This is a genomic window from Streptomyces sp. NPDC006552, from assembly GCF_040611655.1.
GTDB lineage: Bacteria > Actinomycetota > Actinomycetes > Streptomycetales > Streptomycetaceae > Streptomyces.
Map to the genome: position 1 here is coordinate 20,941 of NZ_JBEXOS010000041.1, position 12,950 is coordinate 33,890.

Annotated in this window: 12 protein-coding genes; 2 read left to right on the plus strand and 10 right to left on the minus strand. The window is 72.9% G+C overall.

Going from position 1 to position 12,950, the window contains the following annotated elements; translation table 11 throughout:
• Positions 1-81: 81 nt before the first annotated feature.
• From ABZY33_RS22955 to ABZY33_RS23000, 10 genes are all read right to left on the minus strand, one after another.
• Positions 82-654 (minus strand): dihydrofolate reductase family protein, encoded by a 573-nt coding sequence (locus tag ABZY33_RS22955; protein ID WP_356493497.1) that lies wholly within the window; start codon positions 652-654, stop codon positions 82-84.
• Positions 655-762: 108 nt separating this feature from the next.
• Positions 763-2,283 (minus strand): NCS1 family nucleobase:cation symporter-1, encoded by a 1,521-nt coding sequence (locus tag ABZY33_RS22960; protein WP_356493498.1) that lies wholly within the window; start codon positions 2,281-2,283, stop codon positions 763-765.
• 29 nt (positions 2,284-2,312) lie between these two features.
• Positions 2,313-3,335, minus strand: a complete 1,023-nt coding sequence (locus ABZY33_RS22965; protein WP_356493499.1) for a TIGR03842 family LLM class F420-dependent oxidoreductase — start codon at positions 3,333-3,335, stop codon at positions 2,313-2,315.
• A 46-nt stretch (positions 3,336-3,381) separates the two neighbouring features.
• Positions 3,382-4,788: a dihydropyrimidinase gene (gene hydA, locus ABZY33_RS22970; protein ID WP_356493500.1), complete on the minus strand. Its 1,407-nt coding sequence runs from the start codon at positions 4,786-4,788 to the stop codon at positions 3,382-3,384.
• 36 nt (positions 4,789-4,824) lie between these two features.
• Entirely contained in the window at positions 4,825-5,667 is an 843-nt protein-coding gene (locus ABZY33_RS22975; RefSeq protein WP_356493501.1) for a nitrilase-related carbon-nitrogen hydrolase, read from the minus strand.
• A gap of 111 nt (positions 5,668-5,778) precedes the next feature.
• A complete protein-coding gene (locus ABZY33_RS22980) occupies positions 5,779-7,329 on the minus strand; it encodes a PucR family transcriptional regulator ligand-binding domain-containing protein (RefSeq protein WP_356493502.1) in 1,551 nt (516 codons plus the stop codon).
• A gap of 142 nt (positions 7,330-7,471) precedes the next feature.
• On the minus strand, positions 7,472-8,764 hold the full coding sequence (locus tag ABZY33_RS22985; RefSeq protein ID WP_356493503.1) for an aspartate aminotransferase family protein: 1,293 nt from the start codon (positions 8,762-8,764) through the stop codon (positions 7,472-7,474).
• 203 nt (positions 8,765-8,967) lie between these two features.
• A complete protein-coding gene (locus ABZY33_RS22990) occupies positions 8,968-9,219 on the minus strand; it encodes a helix-turn-helix transcriptional regulator (RefSeq protein WP_356493504.1) in 252 nt (83 codons plus the stop codon).
• A 103-nt stretch (positions 9,220-9,322) separates the two neighbouring features.
• Positions 9,323-9,985 carry a response regulator transcription factor gene (locus ABZY33_RS22995; protein ID WP_356493505.1) on the minus strand — a complete coding sequence of 221 codons (663 nt, stop codon included), beginning with the start codon at positions 9,983-9,985 and terminating at the stop codon, positions 9,323-9,325.
• Entirely contained in the window at positions 9,982-11,130 is a 1,149-nt protein-coding gene (locus tag ABZY33_RS23000) for a sensor histidine kinase (protein WP_356493506.1), read from the minus strand. The genes ABZY33_RS22995 and ABZY33_RS23000 overlap by 4 nt, the downstream gene beginning before the upstream one ends.
• 102 nt (positions 11,131-11,232) lie before the next feature.
• Between ABZY33_RS23000 and ABZY33_RS23005 the strand changes: the two genes are divergently transcribed.
• Positions 11,233-12,144, plus strand: a complete 912-nt coding sequence (locus tag ABZY33_RS23005) for an ATP-binding cassette domain-containing protein (protein ID WP_356493507.1) — start codon at positions 11,233-11,235, stop codon at positions 12,142-12,144.
• Positions 12,141-12,950 carry an ABC transporter permease gene (locus tag ABZY33_RS23010; protein ID WP_356493508.1) on the plus strand — a complete coding sequence of 270 codons (810 nt, stop codon included), beginning with the start codon at positions 12,141-12,143 and terminating at the stop codon, positions 12,948-12,950. Before ABZY33_RS23005 ends, ABZY33_RS23010 begins: the two co-directional genes overlap by 4 nt.

The following is a 12,950-nucleotide window of genomic DNA, read 5'->3' on the forward strand; positions in this document are numbered from 1 at the left end:
TTGGTATACCAATATCGACGCGTGGAGGGCATCCGTCAATGGAATGCGTCATTCAGTTGAAGGCCGGACGACGATCCGCCGTCAGCGCACGACGTCGAACACGTTCTTCTGGAGCCCGTTGGCGTAGGCCTCGTGCTCGACGAGCTGCAACCGCTGGGCGTCCTTGTCCGCCGTGCTGAACAGGCGCTTTCCCGCGCCGAGCAGCAGCGGGAAGACCAGGAGGTGGTAGCGGTCGATCAGGCCGGCGTCCGAGAGGTGCCGGTTGAGCGTGGCACTGCCGTGGACGATGACCGGCCCGCCCTCGGTCTCCTTCAGCGCGGCGACCTCGTCGAGCGAGCGCAGGATCTCGGTCGGCCCCCAGTCGCCGGCCAGGGACTCCTCGCCGAGCGTCGTCGACACGACGTACTTGGGCATCGCCCGGTAATCGGCGAACTCCGGCATGCCCGGCCACACCGGGCTGAAGGCCTCGTAACTGACGCGGCCCAGCAGCATCGCGGTGGCCTCCCGCTGCTCGCGGCCCTTGATCTCGAAGGCCTCGGGCAGGAACTCCACGTCCTTGTGGGTCCAGCCGGCGTTGCGGTACCCGGCCTCGCCGCCCGGTGCCTCGACGACGCCGTCGAGCGAGACGAAGGCGGTGCTGATCAGTGTGCGCATGGGGATCTCCGGTGGTCGAGCGCGTCTGCGGCCGGTACGCCGCCACACGTCCCCGTGCGGTGCCGTGCCGACCCGGCCGGTCTCTTGGACCGCGGCCGCCGGCGGAACTCATCGCCGTAGTGCCGGACGGTTCCCGCCGAGCGCCATCAGGGCCAGGTACACGCACAGCGACGCGCCCAGGCCCACCGCCCAGCCGTAGTCCGCCAGCGGCTTCAGGAACGGGACGAGGCCGTCCGTCGGGAAGGGGCCCGCCTTCTCGCCCCGCGCGTTCAGCGTCGAGTACGAGCCGCCGACCGCCAGCACACCGCCGGCCACGAACGCGGCGACGGCCCGCCCGTTCCAGCCGTGCCAGTACCAGTAGCGGCCCTCGGCCACATACAGGTCGGTGAGGTGCAGCACGGTCCTGCGGATGATCCAGTAGTCGGCGATGAGGATGCCCGCGACCGTGCCGAGCAGCCCGCCGACCACGCCGAGCCACGTGAAGATGTAGAGCTCGGGCGTCGACGTCAGCTTCCACGGCATGACCAGCACCCCGACGACGCCGGTGATGATCGCGCCCGTCCGGAAGGAGATGAGCCGCGGGGCCAGGTTCGCGAGGTCGTACGCCGGGGAGACCACGTTGGCCGCGATGTTCACCGAGATCGTCGCCACGAAGACCGTGACGAGGGCGAACAGCAGCCCGAAGACGCTGTCCGTCTTGCCGGCCAGTTCGACCGGGTCCCAGATCGCCGCCCCGTAGACCCGCTCGGAGCCGGCCGTCACCAGGACCGACATCAGCGCGAAGGCCGTCATGGTCGTCGGCAGTCCGAGCACTTGCCCGAACACCTGCGCCCGCTGCCCCTTGCCGAACCGCGTGAAGTCCGGGATGTTCAGCGACAGGGTCGACCAGAACCCGATCATGCCCATGAGGCCCGGGAAGAAGACCTTCCAGAAGTCCGCGCCCCAGCCGACCTTCGACGGCTCGTGCAGCAGCGGGCCGAAGCCGCCCGCCTTGTGCGCGATCCAGACCAGCAGCACCACCGCGCCGACCAGCACGAACGGCGCCGCCCAGTTCTCGAACCGGCGCAGCGTGTCCATCCCCCGGTAGATCAGGGCGAGTTCGAGCACCCAGAAGACCACGAAGCACAGCCACAGGGTCCACGGGTAGCCGCCGACCCGCGCGGCGTCGGTCCACCCCCCGAAGATCTTCCCCAGCAGGACGAAGATCCCCTGGCCGCCGATCCACGTCTGGATGCCGAACCAGCAGCACGCGACAGCGGCCCGCACCATCGCGGGCAGATTGGCGCCGCGGATGCCGAACGAGGCGCGGGCCAGGACCGGGAAGGGTATGCCGTACTTCGGCCCGGCGTGCCCGGTGAGCAGCATCGGCAGCAGCACGATGACGTTGGCCAGGGCGATGGTCAGGACCGCCTGCTTCCAGTCCATGCCGAGCGCGACCAGACCCGAGGCGAGCGTCCAGGACGGGATGCAGTGGGCCATGCCGATCCACAGGGCCACGAAGTTGTACGTCGTCCAGCGGCGCTCGGCGAGCGGGACGGGGCGCAGGTCCTCGTTGGCGTAGCGGCTGTCGCCCGGGAAGGCGTCGGGCGCCAGGTCGGCCGCGCGGACGGGCGGGGCGGTGTCGGTCATGGGCGGTCCGTTCTGCTCGCGAGGAACGGTCAGGGGGCAAACGCCGGGATCACGTCCCGGCCGTACCGGTCGATCACCGCCTCCTTCGCGTCGTGCATGGCGTACACGGCGAACTGGTCGACGCCCAGCTCCCGCAGCAGGCCCAGCTTCTCGATGTGCGCGGAGGCCGGGCCGACGAGGCAGAAGCGGTCCACGATCTCGTCCGGCACGAAGGCCGTGTCCGGGTTGCCCGAGCGGCCGTGGTGCGCGTAGTCGTACCCCTCGCGCGCCTTGATGTACTCGGTCAGCTCGTCGGGGACCAGGCCGGAGTGCGCGCCGTACTTGGCCACGAGGTCCGCGACGTGGTTGCCGACCATGCCGCCGAACCAGCGGCACTGTTCGCGGGCGTGCGCGAGGGCCGCCGGGGAGTCGTCGTCGGTCACGTAGGCGGGCGCCGCGACGCAGATCTTCACGTCCTCCGGGGCGCGGCCCGCCGCCGCGGCCGCGTCCCGCACCGTCTTCACCATCCACTCCGTCAGGAACGGATCGGCCAGTTGCAGGATGAAGCCGTCGGCCTGCTCGCCGGTCATCTTCAGCGCCTTGGGCCCGTACGCGGCCATCCAGACGGGGAGTTCGGCGCCCTCGCCCACCCACGGGAAGCGGACCACCGCGCCGCCGCCGAGGTCCGCCTCCTCGCCCCGGCCGAGCGCGCGGATCACGGTGATCGCGTCGCTGATCCGGGCGAGGGTGTTCGGCTTGCGCCCGGCGACCCGCATCGCGGAGTCGCCGCGCCCGATGCCGCACACGGTGCGGTTGCCGTACATGTCGTTCAGGGTGGCGAAGGTCGAGGCCGTCACCTCCCAGGTCCGGGTGCCGGGGTTGGTCACCATCGGGCCGACGACGAGCCGCTCGGTCTCGGCGAGGATGCGGCTGTAGATGACGAACGGCTCCTGCCACAGCACGCACGAGTCGAAGGTCCAGCCGTGGGTGAAGCCGGCCCCCTCCGCGCGCTTCATCAACTCCACCACCCCCGAGGCCGGCGGGTCGGTCTGCAGGACGAGTCCGAAATCCATGAGGGCCCCTTCACTCCGTAAAGCCTGTGCGGTGCTCGGTCGTCGCTCAGCCCAGGTACTGACAGGTGCCGCGCGGGGTGTACGTACCGTGTCCGGCCCGCCCGGTGAACTCCCCGTCGGTCACCACGAGTTCGCCGCGGGACAGGACCGTCTCCACGCGTCCGGTCAGCCGCTTGCCCTCGTACGCCGAGTAGTCGACGTTCATGTGGTGGGTGGCGGCGCTCAGGGTCTGCTCGGCGTGCGGGTCGTAGATGACGATGTCGGCGTCGGCGCCCGGCGCGATGGTCCCCTTCTTCGGGTACAGGCCGAACATCCGGGCCGGGGTCGCGCAGGCGATCTCGATCCAGCGGCGGCGGGTGAGGTGCCCGTCGACGACGGCCTGGTGGAGCAGGTCCATCCGGTTCTCCACGCCGGGCAGCCCGTTCGGGATCTTCGAGAAGTCGCCGCGCCCCAGCTCCTTCTGGCCGGTGAAGCAGAACGGGCAGTGGTCCGTCGAGACGACCTGGAGGTCGTCGGTGCGCAGGCCCCGCCAGAGCGCCGCCTGATGGTCCTTGGGCCGCAGCGGGGTCGAGCACACGTACTTCGCGCCTTCGAACTCCGGCTCGGCGAGGTTGTCCGCCGACAGGAACAGGTACTGCGGGCAGGTCTCGCCGAAGACCGGCAGCCCCTCGTCGCGGGCGCGCGCCAGCTCCGCGAGGGCCTCTTGGGCGGAGACGTGCACGACGTACAGCGGCGCCCCCGCCACCTGCGCCAGCTTGATCGCCCGGTGGGTCGCCTCCGCTTCGAGCAGCGCCTTTCTGACCTCGCCGTGGTGGCGCGGGTCGGTATCGCCGCGGGCCAGCGCCTGCTGCACGAGGACGTCGATGGCGATGCCGTTCTCGGCGTGCATCATGATGAGCCCGCCGTTCCCGGCGGCGCGCTGCATGGCTCGCAGGATCTGTCCGTCGTCGGAGTAGAAGACGCCCGGGTACGCCATGAACTGCTTGAACGAGGTGACGCCCTCCGCGACCAGCAGGTCCATCTCCTTGAGCGTCCCGTCGTGCACGTCGGAGACGATCATGTGGAAGCCGTAGTCGATGGCGCACCGCCCGTCGGCCTTGGCGTGCCAGGCGTCGAGCCCCTCGCGCAGCGAGTGCCCGACCGACTGGATGGCGAAGTCGACGATGGTCGTGGTGCCGCCCCAGGCCGCCGCCCGGGTCCCGGTCTCGAAGGTGTCGGCGGCGAAGGTGCCGCCGAACGGCATCTCCATGTGGGTGTGCGCGTCGACGCCGCCCGGGATGACGTACTTCTGGCGCGCGTCGAGGGTGCGCGCGTCCGTCCAGGACGCGGCGGCGTCGCTGCCGGTGGCCGCGAGGGCCACGACGCGCCCGTCCTCGATAAGGACGTCGGCGTGCATCTCGTCGGCCGCGGTGACGACGAGACCGCCGCGGATGACGGTACGGACGGCGCTCATGCTCTCCTCCAGGTGCCGGATGCGGGGACGTGCGGGCTACGGGCGGGTGAGCGGCTCGTACGCTCCCGGGGCACGGTCCCGGTAGAACTGCCAGCGGTCGCGGACCTCGCGCAGCTTGGCGATGTCGAGGTCGCGTACGACGAGTTCGGGCGCCTTGTCGTCGGCGACCGCGCCGACGAACTGGCCTTCGGGGTCGGCGAAGTAGGAGGTGCCGTAGAAGTCGTTGTCGCCGTACTCCTCGACGCCGACGCGGTTGATGGCGCCGACGAAGTACTCGTTGGCGACGGCGGCGGCCGGCTGTTCCAGCTGCCACAGGTAGCGGGAGAGGCCCCGGCTGGTCGCGGAGGGGTTGAAGACGATCTGCGCGCCTTCGAGGCCGAGCGCGCGCCAGCCCTCGGGGAAGTGCCGGTCGTAGCAGATGTAGACGCCGATCTTGCCGACGGCCGTGTCGAAGACGGGCCAGCCGGAGTTGCCCGGCCGGAAGTAGAACTTCTCCCAGAACCCCTTCACCTGGGGGATGTGGGTCTTGCGGTACTTGCCGAGGTACGAGCCGTCGGCGTCGATCACGGCGGCCGTGTTGTAGAGGACGCCGGGCTGCTCCTCCTCGTACATGGGCAGGACGAGGACGATGCCGTGCTCACGGGCGAGGTCCTGGAAACGGCGCACCACGGGCCCGTCCGGGATCGCCTCGGCGTACTCGTAGAACGCCGCGTCCTGGACCTGGCAGAAGTACGGCCCGTAGAACAGCTCCTGGAAGCAGAGGACCTGGGCGCCCTGCGCGGCAGCGTCGCGAACGGCCTGTTCGTGCACCTCGATCATGGACTCCTTGTCGCCGGTCCATGCGGTCTGGAAGATCGCGGCGCGGATCACGGGACTCATCGGGACCTCCGGCTGAGGGGGGAGCGCGGTGTGCTGACGACGATAGGAACACCGGCCGCGGCGGCCGAGTCACACCGTGTCACGTCGTGGACCCGGGGGCGATGCACGCTGTCACGTTTCGTGCTGCGCGTCGTGCGCGAGGAGCGCGATGTGGACGGAGGCCGCCTGCTCGAAGTCGTCGAGGGCGACGCCGAGCAGCGTCTCGATCGTCTCCAGACGGCGGTAGAGGGCGGGCCGGCTCATGTGCAGGAGCTGGGCGGTACGGGACTTGTTGCGGCCGGTGGCGAGGTAGGTGCGCAGGACGGGCAGGAGCCCGCCGGCGTCGGCGGCGCGGAGCAGCCCGGACAGCTCCCGCTCGGCGAAGGACTGCAGGTGCGGGTCGTCGCGCAGCAGCCGTACGAGGCCGCGCAGCCGCACGTCGCGCAGCCGGACCACGGCCGGCAGGCCGGGCGGCGCTCCGGTGACGGCCTCGGCGACGTGCAGCGCCTCGCGCAGCGCCTCGGGCACATCCTCCCAGGCCGTGCGGGCGGGGCCGGCCGCGACGCGGGCCGGGGCGCCCGTCTCGGCGCTCAGCCGCGCCGCGAAGTGGGCGGCGAGCGGCTCGGGGGCCTGGTCGCGGGCGAGGCTGAGCAGCACGGCGGTGGTGTTCTCGGCGACCTCCGCCACCAGCGCCGAGAGCCCCGACAGACGCAGGACGCGCTCGATCCGGGCGGGGGCGAGGTCGCGCACGGCGAGGGGGACGAAGGTGCGGAGGTTGACCGGGAGGCCCGCGGCCCGCGCCCGGGGCAGCAGATGCCGGGCGGCGACTCCGCCGCAGGCCAGGTCGGTGAGGAGGCACCGCGCGGACTGCTCCTCCCAGCTCGCGGCGGAGCCGGCCAGCATGCGGTGCAGGACGAGCGCCTCGGCGGCGCGGTCGGCGAGCAGCCGGGCGGAGGCGGCGTCGCCGCGGTAGCCGCAGAGCACGACGGAGCCCCACCGCTCGCCGCGCCCGCCGAGCCCGGCCCTGACCCAGCCCTCGCCGTCGCTCTCCCCGGGCTGCCGGGCGATGCGGTCCCAGTCGCGCAGCACGTCGTCGACGGCGGGCCGCTCCCCGGCGGTGGCGAGGACGCGGTGCGCGAGGTTGGTGACGACGACCGGGCAGGCGCCGTGCGCGGCGATCTCGTCGAGCAGGCTCTGCAGCGGGGCGCCCGCGGTGATGAGGGCGGTGAGCGCGGTGCGGATCGTCTCCGAGAGGCGGACGGCGGCGAACTTGCGCCGCACCAGGCGGGACTGCACCTCCTCGGTCAGCTCGGCGAAGGGGAAGGGCCGGTGGAGCACCACCATGGGCAGCCCGTAGCGCTCGGCGGCGCGCCGCATCTCCTCCGGCGGGGCCGGGAAGGCGCGGCCGAGGCCGAGCACGAGCGCCGCCGCCTCGGCCCGGTGCAGGGACTCGATGTACGCGGCCTGACCGCGGACGTCACCGGCGAGCAGGACGCCGGTGGTCAGGATCATCTCGCCGCCGGTGAGCATGACGCCCACGTCCGCCGCCTCCGCCACGTGGACCCAGCGCACGGGGTTGTCGAGGTGGCCCGCCGCCGCGACCACCTCCGGTTGTCCGGCCGCGATGCGGTCCAGAGCGAGTATCTGGCGGATGGACAGGGCGTGCTCGTTCGCTCTGGTCATGGCCGTCCTCTCCTGCACGGACCACTCGCCGCGGGGCGCTTGTGCCGTCGGCCGGCCGCGGATCCGTCATGGCTGGTCACGCCCGCGCGGCGGAGCCGCATGTCGATACCGTCCCGCGCCCCTGGCGGGGTCGATCGCACCCCTAGGCGAATTGGCGCAGCGCCCGGTCCAGGATCGCCGCGCCTTCCTCGGCCTCGGCGACGGTCAGGGAGAGCGGCGGCGCGATGCGCAGCACGCTCGTGTCGTGGCCGCCGCCCTTGCCGATGAGCAGGCCGTCGGCGCGGCAGGCCTCCAGGACCGCGGCGGCGGCCTCCGGGGCCGCTTCGTCGGTGCCGGGTTCTGCCAGCTCGATGCCGATCATGAGGCCGCGGCCGCGCACTTCGCGGACTTCTGGCACATGGGCGGCGATCGCGCGCAGCCGCTCGATGAGGAGACCGCCGACGCGGCGCGCGTTGCCCTGGAGGTCGTGTTCCAGGAGGTAGGAGAGGTTGGCGAGGCTCGCGGCCATCGTGACGGGGGAACCGCCGAAGGTGGAGATGGAGTTGGCGTCGAGGCAGTTCATCACCTCGGCGCGGGCCACGACGCCGCCGACGGACATGCCGTTGCCGATGCCCTTGGCGAAGGTGAGGATGTCCGGCGGCCCGGACTGCCCGTGTGCCTGCCAGCCCCAGAAGTGGTCGCCGGTGCGGCCCCAGCCGGTCTGTACCTCGTCGGAGATCCACAGGATGCCGTGCTCCTGGAGGACGTCGCGGAAGCGCGCGAAGAGGCCGTCGGGCGGAGAGGTGAAGCCGCCCACGCCCTGCACCGGTTCGGCGATGAGCGCCGCCACGTCGCCGCGGGTCTGGCCGAGCATGTCCCGCAGGTCCCCGACGCAGGCGTCGGCGAACGCGGCGTCGGACAGCTGGGCGTAGGGGCCCCGGCTGCGGACCCCGCCGTGCACGTACAGCGTCTGCAGCGGGGACAGGCTCGTCGGCGACCAGCCGCGGTTGCCGGTGATGCCGACGGCCGAGAAGGAGCGGCCGTGGTAGCTGTTGCGCAGCGCCAGGACCTGGTTCGAGCGGCGGTGGGCGGTGGCGAGCAGCAGCGCCGCGTCGTTGGCCTCGGTGCCGGAGGTGGTGAAGAAGACGCGGGCGTCGGGGATGCCGGAGAGCCGGGCGATCCGCTCGGCGAGGTCGACCATGGGGCGGTTGAGGTAGAGCGTCGAGGAGTGGATGAGGCGGCCGGCCTGCTCGCTCACCGCCTTGGTGACCTCGGGCAGGGCGTGCGCGGTCATCGTGGTGAGGATGCCGCCGAAGAAGTCGAGGTACTTGTTCCCCTCGGCGTCCCAGACGTGGCGGCCCTCGCCGTGGGTGAGTTCGATCGGTTCGGCGTAGTACAGCGCCAGCCAGTCCGGCAGAGCGGCGCGGTGGCGGGCAAGCAGATCGCGTGACGGCACGGCAGCGGTGTCCCTTCGTCGGACGGCACGGCTGGGTGTCTACGCCCGTAGACCCAGTCGTAGAGGGACGAACGTAAGCCCACCCGGAAGGCTTGCCAAGACCATCGTCGGCAACCCGCTGCTCCGGTCCCGATTCGCACCCCTGCGGGTGACCCGGCCGCCGGGCCCCTTCCGCCGCATCCGCCGCATCCACCCCGGCCGGCTCAGGCGGGCACCAGGGCGCAGCTCACCACCAGCTCGTCCATCGACAGGCCCAGCTCGCGGGCGATGGCGGCGACGGTGAAGAAGGCCGGCGTCGGCGCCCGGCCCGTCTCGATCTTGCGCAGCGTCTCCACGGAGATGCCCGCCGCCGCGGCGACCTCGGTCATGCTGCGCCCGCGCCGTGCCTCGCGCAGCAACCGGCCGAGACGCTCGCCGCGTTCGCGCTCTTGCTGGGTCAGAGGGGTTCGCACCATGGCACCAGCGTACCCGAGCGGCGATTCCTATACCGGATACAAATACCGGTACAGTAATTGGCTCCTCCACCGGGTCCGCCACCTGCCGTGGCGGGGGGGCCGGTCAGGAGGACGGCGCCACGAGCCCCCACTCGTACGCGGTGATGACCAGTTGGACGCGGTCGCGCGCGTCCAGTTTGGTGAAGAGGCGGGAGACGTGGGACTTGGCGGTGGCCACGCTGATGACCAGTTCCGCGGCGATCTCCTGGTTGGAGCGGCCGAGACCGACCAGGGTCAGCACCTCGCGCTCCCGCTGCGTGATCCCCTCGGCCGGCCGCCGCGGGCGCGGCGCGGCCGGCTCGGGCCGGTCCACGAAGTCGGCGATCAGGCGGCGGGTGACACCGGGGGCGATCAGGGCGTCGCCCGCCGCGACCACCCGGATCGCGGCGAGGATCTCCTCCAGCCGCATGTCCTTGACCGCGAACCCGGCGGCGCCGGCCCGCAGCGCCCCGTAGACGTAGGCGTCCTCGTCGAAGGTCGTGAGCACGAGGACGCGGCTGCCGGAGCCCGCCGCCGTGATCCGCCGGGTCGCCTCGATGCCGTCGGTGCCGGGCATCCGGATGTCCATCACCACGACATCGGGCCGCAGCCGCGCGGTCAGCCCGACGGCCTCGGCGCCGTCCTCCGCCTCGCCGACGACCTCCAGGTCGGCCGTGTCGGCGATGAGGACCCGCAGCCCGGAGCGGATCAGCGGCTGGTCGTCGACGAGCAGCACCCGTACGGTCATCGCGCCGCTCCCGGCAGCGGTATCCGCGCGGCCACCCGGAACCCGCCTTCCGGCCGCGGTCCGGCGCTGAACTCGCCGCGCAGCAGGCTCACCCGCTCCCCCATCCCCGTGATCCCCGTCCCGGGCACGGTGGGCGCCGCTCCCGTCCCGGCGTCCACGACCTCCAGGAACAGCGCGTCGTCGGCGTACGCGATCCGGACGCGGCAGGTGTCGGTGCCCGCGTGCCGGACCACATTGGTCAGGGACTCCTGCACGATCCGGTACGCCGACAGGTCGACGTCCGGCGGGAGCCGGCGCCGCGCGCCTTCCCGGACCACCTCGACGCGCACGCCCGCGTGCCGGGCGGTGCCCTCGGTGAGCCGTCCCAGGTCGGCGAGGCCCGCGGCGGGCGCGAGCGGCGCCGCCCCGCCCGGCTCGGCCCCGCGCAGCGCGACGAGCGCCCGGCGCAGCCCCCGCAGGGTCTCGCGGCTGGTCGCCTCGACCGCCTCCAGGGCCTGCCGTGCCTCCTGCGGCTGGGTCTCGATGACCCGGCTCGCGACCCCCGACTGGATCGCGACAACGCCCAGGCCGTGCGCCACCATGTCGTGCAACTCCCGCGCTATGCGCAGCCGTTCGGCGGTCACGGCCTCGGTCACGGCCCGCTCGCGCAGCGCGGCGGCGTGGTGGCGCCGCTCGCGGCCGAGCAGCCCCACCATGCAGGCGACGAGCAGCGCGAGGACGGCGACGATCCCGAACGCGAGGAGGTTCTCGGCGTGCACGAACGCCAGGACCGCCCCCGTCTGCGCGACGCCGCACAGGGCGACGCCGACGGCCCACTGGCGGCGCGAGCGGGTGGCGACGAGATACCCGAGCACCACGTCCGCCGCGACGAACGCCGCCACCGTCGTCTGCCGCGCCTCGTCGGCCGGCCCGTGCGTGGGCAGGACGGTGATCGCGAGCAGGGTGCCGAGCAGCACGGCGGTCAGAGCGAGCAGCGGCACCCGGCGGACGACGCCGGTCAGCAGCACGGCCGACAGCGCCACACCGAGCGTGCGCACCGACGGCAGCACGGCGGAGGAGCCGAACAGCACCAGGCCACCCGTCGGCAGATACAGGGCGAGCCCGGCCCAGGCGGCGGCGGTGCGGGCGGACGAGGTTGCGTTCACACCGGTGAGCGTACGAGGAGGGGGCGCGTGCGGTCATCGTTCCGTGGGATGCATTCCCGGGGCCGATGTGCGCCCGTGGTCCCGCCCGGCACGGTGGAGCACATGATCGAAGTCAGCGCAGTGACCAAGCGGTACGGCCGCAGGACGGCCGTCGACGGGCTGTCCTTCACCGTGCGGCCCGGTGTCGTCACCGGGTTCCTCGGCCCGAACGGGGCGGGCAAGTCCACCACTTTGCGGGTGATCCTCGGCCTGGACGCGCCGGACGCGGGCGCTGCCGCGGTGTGTGGGGTGCCGTTCGCCTCGCTCCCGCGCGGTCTGCGGCACGCCGGCGCGCTCCTCGACGCGCAGCAGGTGCACGGCGGCCGTACGGCCCGCGCCCACCTCGCGGCGCTCGCCCGCTCCAACGGGCTGCCCGGCCGGCGGGTCGCCGAGGTGCTGCGCGAGGTCGGCCTCGCCGAGGCGGCCGGGCGGCGCGTCGGCGGCTTCTCGCTCGGCATGAAGCAGCGGCTCGGGGTGGCGGCGGCGCTGCTCGGGGACCCGCCGGTGCTGCTGTTCGACGAGCCCTTCAACGGCATGGACCCCGAGGGCGTGCTGTGGCTGCGCCGGCTCTTCCGGCGGCTCGCCGCGGAGGGCCGCACGGTGTTCCTCTCCAGCCATCTGATGTCCGAGATGGAGTCCACGGCCGACGAGCTGATCGTGATCGGCCGGGGCCGGCTCGTCGCCGCGGAGCCGCTGCGGGAGTTCGCGGCGCGCGCCGCGCGGACCGGTGTGGTGGTGGGCGCCGCACGCGCCGGCGCCCTCGCCGGCCCGCTCACGGCGGCCGGGGCCGCGGTGAGCGCGGAGGGCGAGGGGCGCCTCGTGGTGACCGGCCTGCCCGCCGCACGGATCGGCGCCCTCGCCCTGGAACACGGCGTCGTCCTGCACGAACTGACCACCCGCACCGCGTCGTTGGAGGAAGCCTTCATGGAACTGACCGCCGACCGCGTCGAGTACCCGGCGGGGGCCGCCCGATGACCGGCCTCGCCCCTGTCCGCTTCCGCGACCTGCTCGCCGCCGAGTGGATCAAACTGCGTTCCCTGCGCTCCACCCCGTGGATCCTGGCGGCCGTCACCCTGACCGTGCTCACCACCGCGGCGCTCGCCGCGTGGAGCGACTACCAGGACCTGCCCGGCATGGCCGCGGACGCCCGGCGCGACCACGTCTTCGCGCTGGGCGACGCGTTCCCCGCCGAGGGTTATCTGACGCTGATGCTGGCGGCGGGCAGCGTCGGCGCGATCGCCGTCGTCAGCGAGTACGGCAGCGGACTGATCCGCACGACGACGGCGGCGGTGCCCGCGCGCCGGGCCGTCATGCTGGCCAAGGCGGCCGTGACCGCGGGGCTGTGGACGGGCGTCGGACTGCTCTGCGCCCTCGGTTCCTTCGCCGTCTCGCAGGCGATCCTGGGTGGCCGGGGCGCCGCCGCCCCGGTCACCGACCCGGCCTCGCTGCGGGCCGTCGCCGCCTCCGCGCTGCTCGCACCGGTCTGCGCGCTCGTCGGGTTCGGCCTGGGTGTGCTGCTGCGGCACAGCGCGACGACGATGGTGGCGACGGTCTTCGTGCTGCTGATGCTGCCGCTGTTCTTCGGCGGGGACCGCCCGTGGACCGAGCGGATGCGGCACATGATGGTGCAGCACGCCTGGCAGCGGCTGGTCACGCTGTACGGCTGGGGCCCCGACGCCTACGGCGGCGCGACGGTCGCCGGGGCCTGGGCGGTGTTCGCCGCCTGGCCGCTGGTGGCCGTCGCGCTCGCCCTGGTCGTCGTGGGCCGCAGGGACGTGTGA

Coding starts and splice junctions, on each gene's coding strand:
- ABZY33_RS22955 (WP_356493497.1), bottom strand. CDS start 654: ATGCGCACACTGATCAGCACCGCCTTCGTCTCGCTCGACGGCGTCGTC.
- ABZY33_RS22960 (WP_356493498.1), bottom strand. CDS start 2,283: ATGACCGACACCGCCCCGCCCGTCCGCGCGGCCGACCTGGCGCCCGAC.
- ABZY33_RS22965 (WP_356493499.1), bottom strand. CDS start 3,335: ATGGATTTCGGACTCGTCCTGCAGACCGACCCGCCGGCCTCGGGGGTG.
- hydA (WP_356493500.1), bottom strand. CDS start 4,788: ATGAGCGCCGTCCGTACCGTCATCCGCGGCGGTCTCGTCGTCACCGCG.
- ABZY33_RS22975 (WP_356493501.1), bottom strand. CDS start 5,667: ATGAGTCCCGTGATCCGCGCCGCGATCTTCCAGACCGCATGGACCGGC.
- ABZY33_RS22980 (WP_356493502.1), bottom strand. CDS start 7,329: ATGACCAGAGCGAACGAGCACGCCCTGTCCATCCGCCAGATACTCGCT.
- ABZY33_RS22990 (WP_356493504.1), bottom strand. CDS start 9,219: ATGGTGCGAACCCCTCTGACCCAGCAAGAGCGCGAACGCGGCGAGCGT.
- ABZY33_RS22995 (WP_356493505.1), bottom strand. CDS start 9,985: ATGACCGTACGGGTGCTGCTCGTCGACGACCAGCCGCTGATCCGCTCC.
- ABZY33_RS23005 (WP_356493507.1), top strand. CDS start 11,233: ATGATCGAAGTCAGCGCAGTGACCAAGCGGTACGGCCGCAGGACGGCC.
- ABZY33_RS23010 (WP_356493508.1), top strand. CDS start 12,141: ATGACCGGCCTCGCCCCTGTCCGCTTCCGCGACCTGCTCGCCGCCGAG.